This is a genomic window from Lentzea albida (genome assembly GCF_900111005.1).
Classification (GTDB): domain Bacteria; phylum Actinomycetota; class Actinomycetes; order Mycobacteriales; family Pseudonocardiaceae; genus Lentzea; species Lentzea albida.
On record NZ_FOFV01000010.1, the window covers coordinates 245,978 to 262,254 of the forward strand.

A 16,277-nucleotide genomic window follows, 5' to 3' on the forward strand; every position below is an offset into this window, starting at 1 on the left:
CTGGCCCCAACACACGCAGTCCAACCGGCCGACGTCGTCAGGAGTGGACCCCCGATGCGTTCCAGAAAGCCCCTTGCCCTCTTCGCCGCCGCGGCGTTCGTGCTGGCCGGGTGCGGTGGTGGTGGCGGTGATGCCTCCACTGAAGGCCCCGTGACGCTCACGTGGTGGCACAACAGGACCACCGAACCGATGAAGTCGAAGTGGCAGCAGATCGCCGACGACTTCCACAAGACCCATCCGAACACCTCGTTCACGATCGAACCGATCCAGAACGAGCAGTTCCAGACCAAGGTGCCCCTCGCACTGCAGGGCAACACCCCTCCGGACCTCTTCCAGCAGTGGGGCGGCGGAGCGCTCGCCGACCAGCTGAAGTCCGGCAAGCTCGCCGACATCACCGAGGCCTCGTCCGGTTGGATCGGGCCGCTGGCCAAGAACGCCGACGGCTGGAAGGTCGGCGGCAAGCAGTACGGCGCGCCGTACCTGATGCACGCGGTCGGGTTCTGGTACCGCAAGGACGTCTTCGCCAACGCGGGAATCACCTCGACACCGACCACTGTGGACGAGTTGAACGCCGCGGTCGCGAAGCTGAAGACCGCGGGGATCGTGCCGATCGCGCTGGGCGGCAAGGACCGCTGGCCCGACGCGTTCTACTGGGCCTACTTCGCGGTGCGCCAGTGCTCGGTCGACACGCTGAAGAAGGCGGTCGAGAAGACCGAACTGGCCGACCCCTGCTTCACCAAGGCCGGGGAGAACCTCAAGAGCTTCCTGGACACGAAACCGTTCCAGGACGGGTTCGTCGGGACGCCCGCTCAGCAGGGGGCGGGCAGCTCGGCGGGCCTGGTCGCCAACGGCAAGGCGGCCATGGAGCTGCAGGGCGACTGGCAGCCCGACGTGATGCAGGCGCTCACCGAGGACAAGGAACTCGCCTCGAAGATCGGCTGGTTCCCGTTCCCGAGCGTGCCGGGCGGGCAGGGCGATCCGACCGTGATGCTCGGTGGCGGTGACGGGTTCTCCTGCACCACGCGTGCCGCCAAGGCGTGCGCGGAGTTCCTCGGGCACCTCGTCGGTGACGACGTGCAGAAGATCCTCGCCGAGACCAACTCCGGTCTGCCGGTGACCCCCGCCGGTGTGGCGGCGCTGAAGAGCGAGCCGCACAAGGTGATCGCCGCGGCCATGTCCAAGGCGTCGCACGTGCAGTTCTACTTCGACACCGCGTTCCCGACCAAGGTCGGTCAGGCCCTCAACGACACCATCGCGAACTTCTTCGCGGGTCAGGGCGGACCCGACACCATCGTGAAATCGGTGAGTGAAGCAGCTGCCGGGAACAAATGATGAGTGCCGCGATCACCACGCGGCCGCCGACCGCCCCCGTGCCGCACGCGCCAGCGGCCGGGGGCACCCGGCGGCGGTCCCGACTCCGCACCCGCCTCGAGCTCGCGTTGCTGCTGGCCCCGGCACTGGTGTTGTTCGTCGGATTCGTCATGATCCCGATCGGGGTCGCCGCGTACTACAGCCTCTACTCGTGGAGCGGCTTCGGCCCTCTGACCGACTTCGTGGGCCTCGACAACTACGTCGACGCCCTGTCCGGTGACGTCTTCCAGAGCGCCGTCGGGCACAACATGATCATCGCGGTGCTGTCGATCGTCGTGCAGCTGCCGCTCAGCATCGGCCTGGCCATGCTGCTCAACCGCAAGCTGCGCGGCCGGACGTTCCTGCGGATGGTCGTGTTCGCGCCGTACGTGCTGTCCGAGGCCGTGACGGCCGTGATCTGGCTGCTCATGCTGCAGCCCGGTGGATTCGTCGACGAGGTCCTGCGCGCGGTGGGACTCGGCGGGCTCGTGCAGCTGTGGCTCGCCGACCAGTCGATGGTGCTCTACACGTTGTTCCTCGTGATCACGTGGAAGTACATCGGGTTCGGCGTGATCCTGCTGCTGGCCGGGTTGCAGGGTGTGCCGGCCGAACTGCGAGAGGCAGCCGCGCTCGACGGCGCGAGCCCCTGGCAGACCACCCGGCACGTCGTTCTTCCGTTGCTGGGACCGACGATCCGCGTGTGGATCTTCCTCTCGGTGATCGGGTCGCTGCAGCTGTTCGACCTCGTCTGGATCATGACGCTCGGCGGTCCCGCCAACGCGTCGACGACCATGGCGGTCTACCTCACCGACCACGGCTTCAAGCGCTACGAGTTCGGCTTCGGCAGTGCGGTCGCGGTGATCCTGTTCATCATCTGCTTCGTGTTCGCGTTGTTCTACCAGCGGTTCGCCCTGCGCAGGGACACCGAGGGCGCTGTGACGTCGGGGGTGCGCTGAGGTGGTACGCCGCAACAACATCACCGGTTACCTGGCGGCGATCGCCGTCATCGGTGTGACCGTGGTCCCGCTGCTGTTCGTCGTGCTGGGCGGGTTCCGCACCACGGCGCAGATCAACGCGTCGCCCGCCGGGCTACCGGGGCCGTTCGTGTTCGACAACTACGTCGAGGTCGCCACGTCGCCGCAGTTCTGGCGGCTGCTCGGCAACAGCGCGCTGATCGCGGTGATCGCCACGACGCTGGCGGTCGGGCTCGGCTCGATGGCGGCGTTCGCCTTGTCCCGCTACGCGTTCCGGGGCAGGGAAGGGCTCTACACCCTGTTCACGCTCGGCCTGCTGTTCCCGCTGGGCGTCGCGGCGCTGCCGCTGTACCTGTGGCTGCGCCAGCTCGGGATGCTGGAGAACCCGCTCGGCGTCGCGATCCCGGAGGCGGCGTTCTCGCTGCCGGTGACGATCGTGATCCTGCGGCCGTTCATGCACGCGATCCCCGGTGAGCTCGAGGACGCCGCACTGCTCGACGGCGCGGCCAAGCTCGGTTTCTTCTGGCGGATCCTGCTGCCGCTGTCGCGGCCGGCGCTCATCACGGTGTCGGTGCTCGCGTTCGTCACCAGCTGGAACTTCTTCCTGCTGCCGCTGCTGGTGTTCAACGACTCCACCAACTTCACCCTCCCGCTCGGCGTGGCGATGTTCCAGTCCGAGCACACCCAGGACACCGCGAAGGTGCTCGCCTTCACCGCGTTGTCCATGATCCCCGCGCTCACGTTCTTCGTGCTCGCCGAACGCCGGATGGTGGGCGGCCTGACCGGCTCTGTGAAGGGATGACCGTGCGAATCCGACTGGCAGTTGGCCTCGCCGTGCTGGTGGTGGCCGCGCAGGCCGCGCCCGCCTCGGCCGGGGGACCGTTGCAGGGCGTCACGAAGAGGTACGTGGGCAGTGCGGTGGCCGTCCAGCACCTCGAGGCCGAGGCGGACTACAAGGCGGTGCTGACGCGGGAGTTCGACAGCGTCACGCCGGAGAACGAGATGAAGTGGGGCACCGTCGAGGCGGTGCGCGGCCAGTACGACTGGTCCGGCGCGGACGCGATCGTGGCCTACGCGAAGAAGACCGGCAAGTCCGTGCGCGGCCACACCCTGGTGTGGCACAGCCAGTTGCCCGACTGGGTGGGCGGTCTGGAAGCGGCGGAGCTGCGCGAGGTCGTGCGCGACCACGTGAAGACCGAGGCCGGCCGGTACCGCGGCAAGATCCGGGCGTGGGACGTCGTCAACGAGGCGTTCAACGAGGACGGCACGCGCCGGCCGACGGTGTTCCAGGAGAAGCTCGGCGACGGCTACATCGCCGACGCGCTGCGCTGGGCGCACCAGGCCGACCCGAAGGCCAAGCTCTACATCAACGACTACAACATCGAGGGCCTCAACCCGAAAAGCGACGCGACGTACGAGTTGGTGCGTTCGCTGAAGCGGCAGGGCGTGCCCATCCACGGCGTCGGCATCCAGGCGCACCTCTCGCTCATGTACGGGTTCCCGTCCGGCATGAAGGAGAACATCGCGCGGTTCGCCGCGCTCGGCCTGGACGTCGCGATCACCGAGGCGGACGTGCGGATCCCGTTGCCCGTCACGCCCGAGAAGCTGGCCGCGCAGGCGGACTACTTCGGGCAGGTCTGGGACGCCTGCCACGCGGTGAAGCGGTGCGTCGAGTTCACCACGTGGGGCTTCACCGACCGGCACTCGTGGGTGCCGGACGTGTTCCCCGGTGAGGGTGCCGCCTGTCTGTTCGACGAGAACCTGGTGCCGAAACCCGCCTACGCCCGGCTCAACCACCACGGGCCGCGGCCGCGGTAGCCGTGCCTCGGCGCGGCACTCGTAGCACCCCGGTGGTGCGGTCTGTTCCGGCCGCACCACCGGGCACCACCTCAGGACTTCGCTGCAGGCTCTAGCGGGGAGCGTCCACTTGGCACAGTTCGAGAACCCGATCCTCCCCGGCTCGCACCCGGATCCGTCGGTGTGCCGGGCGGGATCGGACTACTACCTCGTCACCTCGACGTTCGAGTACTTCCCCGGCCTGCCGATCTACCACAGCCGGGACCTGGTGCACTGGCGGCTGCTCGGGCACGTGCTGGACCGCCCGTCCCAGCTGCCGTTGCAGGGGGTGCGGGCGTCCGGTGGCCTGTACGCGCCGACGATCCGGTACCACGACGGCGTGTTCTACGTGGTGTGCACGCTGGTCGACGGCACCACCAAGAGCGGCAACTTCGTCGTGACGGCCGCGGATCCGGCCGGCGAGTGGTCGGAGCCGCAGTGGCTGCCCGAGGCGGACGGGTTCGACCCGTCGCTGTTCTTCGGCGACGACGGCCGCGCGTGGTGGACGGGCACCCGCGAGGTGCCCGGTGGCGGGCCCGGTCAGACCGAGGTGTGGCTGCGCGAGTTCGACCCCGTGCACAGGGAGCTGATCGGGGACGAGCACGTGCTGTGGACAGGCGCGTTGCGGGACTCCGTCTGGCTGGAGGCGCCGCACCTGTACGAGGTGGGAGGGAAGTACGTGCTGCTCTGCGCGGAGGGCGGCACGGACTTCGAGCACTCGGTGGTCGTGGCGACGGCGGACGAGGTCACCGGCCCGTACCGCGGTTCGCCGCTGAACCCCGTGCTGACCCACCGCCACCTCGGTCGTGACCACCCGATCGCCGCCGCCGGGCACGCGGACCTGGTGCTCACGCAGCACGGCCAGTGGTTCGCGGTGTTGCTCGCGACCCGGCCCTACGGCGGTTACAACTACAACCTCGGGCGCGAGACGTTCCTCGTGCCGGTGTCCTGGGAGGCGGGCGGTCCGGTGTTCAGCCCCGGTACGGGCAGGGTGGAGACGCGGTACGACGTTCCGGTGCTGCCCGCGCACCCGTGGCCGGAGGTGCCGGAGACCGACGACTTCGACGGGCCGGTCCTCGACCCCTCGTGGATGTTCCTGCGCACACCGGACGAGGTGTTCTGGTCGCTCGCGGACCGGCCGGGTCACCTGCGGCTGCGGGTGCGCCCGGAGTCGGTGACGGACCTGGCCACGCCGAGCCTCGTCGTGCGGCGCCAGCAGCACCAGGACTTCCACGCGTCCTGCGTGCTCGAGTTCGACCCGGCCCGGCCGGGGGAGACCGCGGGAATGGTGTTGCTGCAGAACGACGAGCACCACGTGCGGCTGCTGCTCGGCAGCCACCGCGAGGTCACCCTCGTGGTCCGCGCCGGCGGGCAGGACACCACGCTGGCGCGGACCACGGTGCCCGGCGGCGCCGTGCGCCTGTGCTTCGAGGCGACCGGCCAGGACCACCGGGCGCTGGTCGCCTCGGGCGGTGGCGAGTGGCGGCCGCTGGGCGAGCCGTTCGACGGACGGGTGCTGAGCACGCAGGCGGCAGGCGGGTTCACCGGCGTGCACATCGGACTGCTGGCGACGAGTTCCGGTGCGCCGAGCGGGTCGTGGGCCGACTTCGGCAGCTTCACCTACCGCGGGCTCAGTCCCTCGCGAGAACGTTCTGCAGCAGGGTGAGCGCCTGTTTGGCCACGACGTTGAACATGCCCATGGTGGTGTCCCGCTTGCCGAGCACCACCATGAGCGTGTCCTCGTCGACGCCGAACACGCCCACCTGACCGGAGTCGCCCTCGAAGAACACCGCCTTCGGGAGGCCGATCCGGGCCTGCGAGGTGAACTGGCTCGCGAGACCGGCGGAGGCCGCGGCCATCGCCGCGACGCCGTCGTCCTCGACGTCGCGCGTGACGCCGCACAGCACCAGGCCGTCCCGCGTCGCGATCAGCACACCGTTGATCGAGATCGTGTCGATGCTGCCGTGGATCTCCTGCAGTGCCTCGGTCATCTTCCTGGCGTTGGTGCCCGCTGCCTGTCGCGCCATCGCCGGTGCGGCCACCGGCGTCGTCGATCCGCGCCTGCGCAGGGGCAGCGCGCCGGAGTTCTGCGCTGCCTGGGTGGACATCGCGGTCAGACCGTCAGGTCGGCTTCGATGGCCTTCAGGCTGTGCCTGGCGAGCGCGAGGTTGGCGCGTTCGCGGTCCAGCACGAGGTAGAGGAACAGCGAGTCACCCCGCTTGCCCTGCGACAACAGGCGGATCAGGTGGTACTGGCGGTGCAGGGTGATCAGGATGTCCTCGATCTCGTCGTTCAGGCCGAGAGCCGAGATCACCCGCTGCTTGGACCGCACGACCTCCGTGTTGCCGGCCGCGGCCACCTCGAGGTTCAGCCAGTCGCCGCCACCGATGGACCCGAGCGACATGCCGCTGTCGTAGTCCACGAGCGCCACCCCGAGCGCGCCGGTGATGTTCATGGCTTCTTTGAGCGCCGTTTCGATGTTCATTCCGGTGTTCGTCTCCTCGTGCGCGCCTGTTCACACGCGGTGACGACTTCCCCGAGTCTCGACCGAAATCCGCTGGCAGACCGCGTGATCACGTCACCCTACGTCGCGACGCGGGGGCGAATGACAGGCCCGTTCGGAGCAACGTGCACGCGTTCGTGTCTCTTTAGGACCGAACGTGCGCACTGCTCACAATCTCTACATAGGACCGGTGGAGGTAGGCCTGGAGCACCGCGCCGACCCACGGGAAGTCCGCCCTCAGCTCTCGCAGGATGCCCAGCGTGGGGGTCCGTGGTGGTGTGGTCCTCGATGTCCAGTGTCACGGTCGTGCCCGGCGGACACGACTCCGCCCTCACGTCCCGTGCGACGGGACGTGGGGGCGGAGCAGGAGTGCAGCACCCTGGCCGGGCGGTGTCCGGGCTACTTCGGGTCGAGCACGAACAGCGGGATCAGCCGGTCCGTCTTCTCCTGGTACTCGGCGTAGTTCGGGAAGGCCGCGACGGCCCGCTCCCACCACCGCGCCCGCTCCTCGCCGTCGACCTCGCGCGCGGTGTACTCACCCTTCGCGGTGCCGTCCTGCAGCGAGATCTCCGGGTACGCCTTGATGTTGTGGTACCAGGTGGGGTGCTCGGGGGCACCGCCCTTGGACGCCACGACCGCGTAGCTGCCCTCGTGCTCCACGCGCATCACCGGGGTGTAGCGCAGCTTGCCGCTCTTCGCACCCCGGACGGTCAGGAGCACGATCGGCCTGCCCGCGACCTTGATGCCCTCGGTCGTCCCGGTCTCCAGGATGGTCTTGGTCTGGTTCTGGACCCACTCGGTCGGGCTGAGTTCCACGTCTGCCATGAGACGATCAACGCATCCGGGCCCCGCCGCATTCCTCGGCGCGGCCCGGAGCCCCACGACCTGCGGGTTCTTCACCTGAGCGGGTGAGGCTCACCGCCGGACCATGGTCCTCTGCACCGCGATGAACACCAGCAGCAGGACGCCGATCACGATCTTCGTCCACCACGAGCTGAGCGTGCCCTGGAACGAGATCAGCGTCTGGATCGTGCCGAGCACCAGCACCCCGGCCAGCCCGCCGAGCACGTACCCGACGCCGCCCGCCAGCAGCGTCCCGCCGATCACCACGGCCGCGATGGCGTCGAGCTCCATGCCCACGGCGTGCAGGCCGTAGCCGGAGAGCATGTAGAGGCTGAACAGCAGCCCGGCCAGCGACGAGCAGAGGCCGCTGATGACGTACACGCCGACCTTCACGCGGGTGGTCGGCAGGCCCATCAGCAGCGCGGACGACTCGCTGCCGCCCACCGCGTACACCGTGCGGCCGAAGCGGGTGCGGTGCAGCACGTACATCGCGGCCGCGACGACGAGCAGTGCGATCACGACGTTGTAGGTGATCGTGACGCCGCCCGGCAGCTCGATCGCAGCGGTGGCGACGTCGCGGAACGTCCTGTCCTTGATGGACACCGACTCCACGCTGATCACGAAGCACAGGCCGCGGGCGAGGAACATGCCGGCGAGCGTGACGATGAACGGCTGGATGTCGAACTTGTGGATCACCAGCCCCATCAGCAGGCCGAGCGTCGACCCGATCAGCAGCACGGCGACGACCACCAGCGGTACCGGCCAGCCCGCCTGCAGCCCCGAGGCCGTGACCATGGTGGACAGTGCGACGACCGAGCCCACGGACAGGTCGATGCCGCCGCTGAGGATCACGAACGTCATGCCCGCGGCGAGGACGATCAGGAAGGCGTTGTCGATGAACAGGTTCGCGATCACCTGGCCGGACGCGAACCCGTCGTAGCGCGCCGAGCCGACGCCGAACGCGAGGACGAACAGCGCGACGGTCGCGAGCACCGGCAGGAAGCGCGACGGCACGCGCGGGGCGAGAGTGGTCATGACGGGACCGCCACCTTCCGGAAGCTCAGCGCGGCACGGGCCTTCGGTGCCTGGACCAGGCACACGGCGATCACGACGACCGCCTTGAACACCAGCGTCACCTCGGGGGCGACGCCGATCGTGTAGACGGTGGTGGTGAGGGTCTGGATGATCAGCGCGCCGAGCAGGGTGCCGGTCAGCGAGTACCGCCCGCCGGCGAGCGAGGTGCCGCCGATGACGACGGCGAGGATCGCGTCCATCTCGATCCACAGACCGGCGTTGTTGGCGTCGGCCGCGCTGACGTTCGAGCTGATCATCAGGCCGGCGATGCCCGCGCACACGGCGGCGAACACGTAGACGGTCCAGATGATGGTCCTCGACCGCACACCGGCGAGGCGGGAGGCCTCGGGGTTCACCCCGACGGCCTCGATCAGCATGCCCAGTGCGGTCTTCCTGGTCACGAACGCCACCAGCCCGAGCACGAGCAGGCTGATCAGGATCGAGATCGGCAACACCAGGAACCCGGCGCCGACCTGCTTGTAGGCGGTGTTGTTGACCGTGACGATCTGGCCCTCGGTCACGAGCATCGCGACACCGCGACCCGCGGTCATCAGCACCAGGGTGGCGATGATCGGCTGGATGCCGAGCCCCGCCACCAGGAAGCCGTTCCAGAGCCCCAGCACCGCGCACAGCACCAGGGCGATGGCCATTCCGGCGATCGCGGTGCCGGCGCTGCCCGACGTTCCGATGTGGACACACGTCACGGCGCCCGCGATCGCCGCCACCGCGCCGACCGAGAGGTCGATGCCGCGGGTGGCGATCACCAGCGTCATGCCGAGCGCGATCAGCAACGTCGGGGCGCCGTTCTTCAGCACGTCGACGAGGCCGCCGTAGAGGGCGCCGTCCTGCATGCGCAACGAGAAGAAGGAGGGCGTCACGATCAGGTTGAGCAGCAGTAGAGCGGCCAGTGCGAGCAACGGCCACAGCAACCGGTTCTTCACGACACCACCTTCTCCGGCGCGGCCCCGCCCGCGATGAGTTCCACGACCTCGTCGACGCCGGTCACCGAGCCGTCCAGCTCGGCGATCTTGCGCCGGTCGCGCAGCACGACGATGCGGTCGGAGATGCGCACGACCTCCTCCAGTTCCGCGGAGATGAACAGGACCGCGGTGCCCTCCGCGGCCAGGGTCGTGACGAGCTGCTGGATCTGGGCCTTGGCACCGATGTCGATGCCGCGCGTCGGTTCGTCGAGGATCAGCAGCCGCGGCTCGGTGACGAGCCAGCGCGCCAGGAGCACCTTCTGCTGGTTGCCGCCGGACAGGGTGCGCACCAGCGCGTCCGGGTTGGCGGGCCGGATGTCGAGCGCCTTCAGGTACTTCTCGACCAGCTGGTCCTTGGTCCTGCGCGGTAGCGGGCGCGTCCAGCCGCGTGCGGCCTGCATCGCGAGCACGAGGTTGTCGCGGATCGAGAGGTCCGCGACGAGGCCCTCGCCCTTGCGGTCCTCGGAGCTGAACGCGATGCCCGCCGCGATCGCGGACCGGGGCCCGCGCAACCGCAGGGGCTTGCCGTCCACGACCAGCCTGCCGGAGTCCGCTCGGTCCGCGCCGAAGAGCAGCCGGGCGAGTTCCGTGCGGCCGGAGCCGAGCAGACCGGCGAGGCCGACGACCTCGCCCGCGCGGATCTCCAGGTCGAACGGGTCGATGGCGCCGCGCCTGCCGAGCTCCGACGCGTGCAGCAGCACCGGTCCGTCGGGGTGGCGCTTCTCCGCGGCGTCCTCGATGGCCTCCAGCGCGCCGAGGTCGCGGCCGATCATCTGCGCGATGAGCGTGCGCCGGTCCACGTCCGCGGTCAGGTGCTCGCCGACGAGGGAACCGTTGCGCAGCACCGTCATCCGGTCGGAGATCTCGTAGACCTGGTCGAGGAAGTGCGACACGAACAGGATCGCCACGCCCTCGTCGCGCAGCACGCGCATGATCCGGAACAGCTCGGCGACCTCACCCGCGTCCAGGCTGGACGTCGGCTCGTCGAGCACCAGGACGCGGCAGTCGACGGCGATCGCGCGGGCGATGGCGACGAGTTGCTGCACGGCGATCGGGTGTTCACCGAGGCTCGACCCGGGGTCGATGTGCACCCCGATGCGCGCGAGCACCTCCCCGGCGCGCTTGCGCATCGCCGGGAAGTCGATGCCGCCGAACCTGCGCGGTTCGCGGCCCAGCAGGATGTTCTCCGCGACCGTGAGGTTCGCGCAGAGGTTGACCTCCTGGTACACCGTGCTGATCCCGGCGTGCTGGGCCTCGCCGGGGGAGGAGAACGCCACCTCGTCACCACCGAGCACGACCTGCCCGCCGTCGGGCCGGTGCACGCCGGTCAGGGTCTTGATCAGGGTGGACTTGCCGGCGCCGTTCTCGCCCATGAGGGCGTGCACCTCGCCGGGGAACAGCCGGAAGTCGACGTCCTGCAACGCTTTCACGCCGGGGAACGCGAGGCTGATGCCCCGCATCTCGACGACCGGTGGTGGTGGTTCGTTCAACGGCGGGGTCATGGGCACTGGCCTTCGTCGTTGGGGCCGCGGGGCCCGTCATCGGGATGCGCGTCCACGACGGGCCCCGCGGTGCTCGGGGGGTCTTGCCTCGGTGCCGGGGCGTGCCGGCGGCTTTCCGCCACCGGCACGACCACCGGCTCAGTACTGGCGCTGGGGGAGCGCGGCCTTCGCCTGCTCCTGCGTGAACGTGCCCTCCTCGGTCACGACGCGGTTGGGCACCTCCTCGCCGGCCACGACCTTCTTCGCCAGCTCCATCAACTGCTTGCCCAGCAACGGGTTGCACTCGACGATGAAGTTGATCTCGCCGTTCGCCAGCGCCTGCATGCCGTCCTTCACCGCGTCCACGGTGATGATCTTGATGTCCTTGCCGGGCACCTTGCCCGCCGCCTTGATCGCCTCGATCGCGCCCAGGCCCATGTCGTCGTTGTGCGCGTACACCACGTCGATCTTCGGCTGGGACTTGAGGAACGCCTCCATGACCTGCTTGCCGCCGGAGCGGGTGAAGTCACCGGTCTGCGAGGCGACGACCTTGATGTCGGGCTTCGACGCGATCTTCTCCTCGAAGCCCTTCTTGCGGTCGATCGCGGGCGCCGCGCCGGTGGTTCCCTGCAGTTCCACCACGTTCGTCGGGCCGGAGGCGTTCGCCACCAGCCAGTCGCCCGCCCGGCGGCCCTCCTCGACGAAGTCGGAGCCGAGGAACGTCTTGTAGAGCGACGTGTCGTCGGAGTCGATGGAGCGGTCGGTGAGGATCACCGGGATGTTGGCGCGCTTGGCCTCCAGCAGAACCGTGTCCCAGCCCGTTTCGACGACGGGGCTGAACGCGATCACCGACACCTTCTGCTGGATGTAGGAGCGGATCGCCTTGATCTGGTTCTCCTGCTTCTGCTGCGCGTCGGAGAACTTGAGCTCGATCCCGGCGGCCTTGGCCTCGTCCTGGATCGACTTGGTGTTGGCGGTGCGCCAGCCGCTTTCGGCGCCGACCTGCGCGAAGCCCATGGTGATGGTGCCGCTGCCGGACGAGGCGGTGCCTCCACCGCCTCCCGAGCCGCACGCGGTGAGCGCGCTCAGCAGGACCACGCCGGCAACTGTCGTGATCTTCTTCAGCACTGGGATTCCTCCGGGGTGACGACGGTGTCGCGGAGCCTGACCGCCTGTCCTCCAGCTGTCAGGTGCACAAGAGTGAACGCTCACAACTGCTGCGTCAAGGCCTTGCTTGTAACAAGCACGCAGCCCTATGTTAACGCTCACTTCCGAGCTTGGGAGGGAACCCCGTGTCCCGCAAGCACGTCCTGTTGAGCGCCGCACTCGCGGCATCCCTGCTGGTTGCCGTCCCCGGATCCGGGGCGGCCGCCGAAACCGACTACACGATCAAGATCGACGCCACCAAGAAGGGCGCGTCGATCGACGACTCGATGTACGGCGTCTTCTTCGAGGACATCAACCGCGCAGCCGACGGCGGCCTGTACGCGGAGCTCGTGCAGAACCGGTCGTTCGAGTACGACCCCGCGGACAACGCGGGCTACCACGGCCTGACTTCCTGGGCGCCGCACAGCGGCACCGTGGACGTCGCCGACGACGCCGGACGCCTGAACGAGCGCAACCGGCGTTATCTGAAGCTCGGCCTGCCCGCCGGTGTGATCAACTCCGGCTACAACAGCGGGATCGCCGTGCGGGAGGGCCAGCGCTACGACTTCTCCGTCTGGGCCCGCGCCGACCGGCAGGCGCAGCTGACCGCCACGATCACCGACCCCGCTGGGAACGCCCTGGGCGACCCGGTGAACGTGCAGGTCCGCGGCGACGGCTGGACCCGGTACAGCGGAACGGTCCGGGCGAAGAAGACCTCCACCACGGGCAGGCTCCTCGTGACCGGTGCCGGCACCGGGACCCTGCGGCTCGACATGGTCTCGTTGATGCCGCAGGACACCTTCAAGGGCCACGGCCTGCGGCGCGACCTCGCCGAGAAGATCGCCGCGCTGAAGCCCGGCTTCGTCCGGTTCCCGGGCGGCTGCCTGGTCAACACCGGCAGCCACTACGGCTACGACGCGCCGAACTTCGAGCGACGCCGGTCGTACCAGTGGAAGGACACCATCGGCCCGGTCGAGCAGCGCGCCACCAACTGGAACTTCTGGGGCTACAACCAGTCCTACGGACTCGGCTACCACGAGTACTTCCAGTTCTCCGAGGACATCGGCGCCATGCCGCTGCCCGTCGTGCCCGCGCTGGTCACCGGCTGCGGCCAGAACCGCGCGACCGACGACCCCGCGTTGCTGGCGCGGCACGTCCAGGACACGCTCGACCTGATCGAGTACGCGAACGGCCCGGCCGACTCGGTGTGGGGCCGCAAGCGCGCCGAGATGGGGCACCCCGAGCCGTTCGGGCTCACGCACCTGGCCGTCGGCAACGAGGAGAACCTGCCGGACGAGTTCATGGCGCGCTTCGTGCGGTTCCGCGACGCCATCAACGCCAAGTACCCGGACATCACCGTCGTCAGCAACTCCGGCCCCGACGACACCGGCGGCACGTTCGACCGCCTGTGGCAGCTGAACAAGCAGGCCGGCGTGAAGATGGTCGACGAGCACTACTACAACAGCCCGAGCTGGTTCCTGGAGAACAACAACCGCTACGACTCCTACGACCGCAACGGTCCCAAGGTGTTCCTCGGTGAATACGCCTCGCAGGACAACAAGTTCTACAACGCGCTGAGCGAAGCGGCGTTCATGACGGGGCTCGAGCGCAACGCCGACGTCGTGAAGCTCGCCTCCTACGCGCCGTTGCTGGCCAACGAGGACTACGTCCAGTGGCGCCCGGACATGATCTGGTTCAACAACCACGCGTCGTGGGGTTCGGCCAGCTACGAGGTCCAGAAGCTCTTCATGACCAACGTGGGCGACCACGTGGTGCCGAGCACCGCGTCCGCCACGCCCTCGACGCAAGCGCCGATCACCGGCGCGATCGGGTTGTCGACGTGGGCCACCGCCGCGACCTACGACGACGTGAGCGTTACCAGTGCTTCCGGGCAGGCGTTGTTCAGCGACGACTTCTCCGGCGGTGACGCGAAGTGGACGAAGTCCGGCCGCGGCGCGTGGAACGTCGTGAACGGCGCCTACGTGCAGTCCGACGCGGCGGCGGAGGACGCGCTCGTCACGGCGGGCGACAAGTCCTGGCGCGACTACACGCTGAACGTCAAGGCGGTGAAGCAGTCCGGGCGGGAAGGCTTCCTCGTCGCGTTCGGCGTGCAGGACACCGGCAACTACTACTGGTGGAACCTCGGCGGCTGGAACAACACCCAGTCCGCCGTGGAGAAGGCCGTCGGCGGCGGCAAGAGCACGCTGATCTCCAACGGCACCCGCATCGAGACCGGACGCGAGTACGACGTGCGCGTCGAGGTGCGTGGGCGGCACGTTGCGCTGTTCCTCGACGGCCAGAAGTGGGGCGAGTTCACCGACGACAAGCTGGCCGAGCCGTTCCGGCAGGTCGTCACCCGCGACGTCGCCACCGGCGAGCTGATCGTCAAGGTGGTCAACGCCCAGGACAACGCCGCCCGCACGCGCATCGACCTCGGCGTCCCGGTCGCCCCGACGGCACGCGTGACCGTGCTGCAGGGCCGTCCCGACGACGTCAACACCGAGTTCACCCAGCCGATCCGCCCCCGCCTCGACCAGGCGCGGGTGGCGAGCAGCTTCACGCACACGTTCCCGCCGAACTCCGTCACGTTCTTCCGGATCAGGAGCCGCTCGTGATCAACCGACGATCCCTGCTGGCCACCGGCGGCCTCCTGGCCGCGACCGGTGCGCTCACGTCCGCCACGCCCGCCGCCCTCGCCGCGGAACCGGCCTCTGACCTGCCCACGCGCAACCCGCTCGTCGAACAACGCGCCGACCCGTTCGTCACGCCGCCGGTGGACGGCATGTACTACCTGACCGGGTCGGTGCCGGAGTACGACCGCGTCGTCATCCGCGGTGCGTCCACGTTGGACGGTCTGTCCTCCGCCCGTGAACGCACCATCTGGCGGCGGCCGTCGTCGGGCGTGATGGGCGGCTACATCTGGGCGCCGGAGCTGCACCGCATCGACGGCAAGTGGTACGTGTACTTCGCCGCGGGGGACAAGGACGAACCGTTCCGCATTCGCACCTACGTGCTCGAGTCCTCGAACGCCGACCCGCGCGAGAGCGGGTGGGTGCTGCGCGGGCAGATGGTCACGGCGTGGGACACCTTCACGCTCGACGCGACCACGTTCACGCACCGCGGCAAGCGCTACTTCCTGTGGGCGCAGAGCGAACCCGGCATCGCCACGAACTCGAACCTCTACATCGCGGAAATGGCTTCACCACTGGCGTTGAAGACCACCCCGGTGCGCATCGCGACGCCCACGCTGTCGTGGGAGGTGCAGGGCTTCAAGGTGAACGAGGGGCCGGCGGTGCTGATCCGCAACGGCCGGGTGTTCGTGACGTACTCGGCCAGCGCGACCGACGCCCGGTACTGCATGGGCCTGCTGACCGCCGACGAGAACGCGAACCTGCTCGACGCGCGGTCGTGGACGAAGTCGCCCAACCCGGTGTTCACGACGAACGCGGCGACCTCGCAGTACGGCCCGGGGCACAACTCGTTCACCACGGTGGGTTCCACGGACGTGCTCGTCTACCACGCCCGCGACTACCGGGACATCACCGGTGATCCGCTGTTCGACCCGAACCGGCACACCCGCGTGCAGAAGGTGCACTGGAACGCGGACGGCACGCCGTCCTTCGGGGTGCCGGTGGGACGGGGCGGCCCGATCGTGCGGCTGTCGCCCCTGGACGCGCCGTCGCTGGTGGTGCGGCACTACGAGTACGCGCTGCGGGCCGACGGCAACGTGCGCGAGCTCGCCGACACCCAGTTCCGGTTCGTGCCGGGATTCCTGGGCGCCGGCACGGTCGCGGTGCAGTCAGTGAACTTCCCGGACCGGTACGTGCGGGGAGATGTGCTCCGCATCGACCCGTTCGAGGACACCGACGCCTACGGCCGTGCCGCGAGCTTCGTCCGCGTGCCGGGACTCGCGGACTCGAACGCGGTCTCCCTGCGGATGGGCGCGGACACGTACCTGGCCCACGACAACGGGCGGATCGTGTTGTCCAGACCAGGTGGTGACCGCGACGCGCGCCGACGTGCCACGTTCCGCCTGGAATGAGTGGACAATGAGCACTGCATCGAAGCCGACCAGGTGTTATCGCTAACA

The 16,277-nt window shown here is 69.0% G+C and carries 14 protein-coding genes and 1 pseudogene; 7 read left to right on the forward strand and 8 right to left on the reverse strand.

Annotated features, from left to right (window positions below):
• Positions 1–54: 54 nt before the first annotated feature.
• From BMY74_RS24950 to BMY74_RS24970, 5 genes are all read left to right on the forward strand, one after another.
• Positions 55–1,332 (forward strand): extracellular solute-binding protein, encoded by a 1,278-nt coding sequence (locus BMY74_RS24950; RefSeq protein ID WP_089920101.1) that lies wholly within the window; start codon positions 55–57, stop codon positions 1,330–1,332.
• Entirely contained in the window at positions 1,332–2,306 is a 975-nt protein-coding gene (locus tag BMY74_RS24955) for a carbohydrate ABC transporter permease (RefSeq protein ID WP_089920102.1), read from the forward strand. The genes BMY74_RS24950 and BMY74_RS24955 overlap by 1 nt, the downstream gene beginning before the upstream one ends.
• 1 nt (position 2,307) lies before the next feature.
• A complete protein-coding gene (locus tag BMY74_RS24960) occupies positions 2,308–3,126 on the forward strand; it encodes a carbohydrate ABC transporter permease (protein WP_089920104.1) in 819 nt (272 codons plus the stop codon).
• A 2-nt stretch (positions 3,127–3,128) separates the two neighbouring features.
• The gene (locus BMY74_RS24965) at positions 3,129–4,142 is read left to right on the forward strand and encodes an endo-1,4-beta-xylanase (protein WP_245786339.1); all 1,014 of its coding nucleotides are present in this window, start codon (positions 3,129–3,131) and stop codon (positions 4,140–4,142) included.
• 109 nt (positions 4,143–4,251) lie between these two features.
• On the forward strand, positions 4,252–5,826 hold the full coding sequence (locus BMY74_RS24970) for a glycoside hydrolase family 43 protein (RefSeq protein WP_089920108.1): 1,575 nt from the start codon (positions 4,252–4,254) through the stop codon (positions 5,824–5,826).
• Here BMY74_RS24970 and BMY74_RS24975 read toward each other — a convergent pair.
• From BMY74_RS24975 to BMY74_RS25005, 8 genes and pseudogenes are all read right to left on the reverse strand, one after another.
• Positions 5,792–6,268, reverse strand: a complete 477-nt coding sequence (locus BMY74_RS24975; protein ID WP_089920109.1) for a roadblock/LC7 domain-containing protein — start codon at positions 6,266–6,268, stop codon at positions 5,792–5,794. The two genes, BMY74_RS24970 and BMY74_RS24975, sit on opposite strands and share 35 nt — an antisense overlap.
• Before the next feature lie 5 nt (positions 6,269–6,273).
• Positions 6,274–6,645 carry a hypothetical protein gene (locus BMY74_RS24980; RefSeq protein WP_089920111.1) on the reverse strand — a complete coding sequence of 124 codons (372 nt, stop codon included), beginning with the start codon at positions 6,643–6,645 and terminating at the stop codon, positions 6,274–6,276.
• Between the two features lie 202 nt (positions 6,646–6,847).
• Positions 6,848–6,974 (reverse strand): annotated as a pseudogene (locus BMY74_RS46280) (proline dehydrogenase family protein); the annotation flags it as partial.
• Positions 6,975–7,062: 88 nt separating this feature from the next.
• The gene (locus BMY74_RS24985) at positions 7,063–7,488 is read right to left on the reverse strand and encodes a nitroreductase family deazaflavin-dependent oxidoreductase (protein ID WP_089920113.1); all 426 of its coding nucleotides are present in this window, start codon (positions 7,486–7,488) and stop codon (positions 7,063–7,065) included.
• A 90-nt stretch (positions 7,489–7,578) separates the two neighbouring features.
• Positions 7,579–8,541: a galactofuranose ABC transporter, permease protein YjfF gene (gene yjfF, locus BMY74_RS24990; RefSeq protein ID WP_089920115.1), complete on the reverse strand. Its 963-nt coding sequence runs from the start codon at positions 8,539–8,541 to the stop codon at positions 7,579–7,581.
• Positions 8,538–9,521 carry an ABC transporter permease gene (locus BMY74_RS24995; RefSeq protein WP_089920117.1) on the reverse strand — a complete coding sequence of 328 codons (984 nt, stop codon included), beginning with the start codon at positions 9,519–9,521 and terminating at the stop codon, positions 8,538–8,540. The genes yjfF and BMY74_RS24995 overlap by 4 nt, the downstream gene beginning before the upstream one ends.
• On the reverse strand, positions 9,518–11,062 hold the full coding sequence (locus BMY74_RS25000) for a sugar ABC transporter ATP-binding protein (RefSeq protein WP_245786340.1): 1,545 nt from the start codon (positions 11,060–11,062) through the stop codon (positions 9,518–9,520). The genes BMY74_RS24995 and BMY74_RS25000 overlap by 4 nt, the downstream gene beginning before the upstream one ends.
• A gap of 138 nt (positions 11,063–11,200) precedes the next feature.
• Positions 11,201–12,169, reverse strand: coding sequence for an ABC transporter substrate-binding protein (locus BMY74_RS25005; RefSeq protein WP_089920119.1), 969 nt, complete (start codon positions 12,167–12,169; stop codon positions 11,201–11,203).
• Between the two features lie 164 nt (positions 12,170–12,333).
• On the opposite strand from BMY74_RS25005, the gene BMY74_RS25010 reads away from it, so the two are divergent.
• Together BMY74_RS25010 and BMY74_RS25015 are read left to right on the forward strand one after the other, a co-directional pair.
• Positions 12,334–14,802, forward strand: a complete 2,469-nt coding sequence (locus BMY74_RS25010; RefSeq protein ID WP_218159728.1) for an alpha-L-arabinofuranosidase C-terminal domain-containing protein — start codon at positions 12,334–12,336, stop codon at positions 14,800–14,802.
• A complete protein-coding gene (locus tag BMY74_RS25015) occupies positions 14,799–16,229 on the forward strand; it encodes a family 43 glycosylhydrolase (protein ID WP_089920121.1) in 1,431 nt (476 codons plus the stop codon). The genes BMY74_RS25010 and BMY74_RS25015 overlap by 4 nt, the downstream gene beginning before the upstream one ends.
• Positions 16,230–16,277 lie beyond the last annotated feature (48 nt).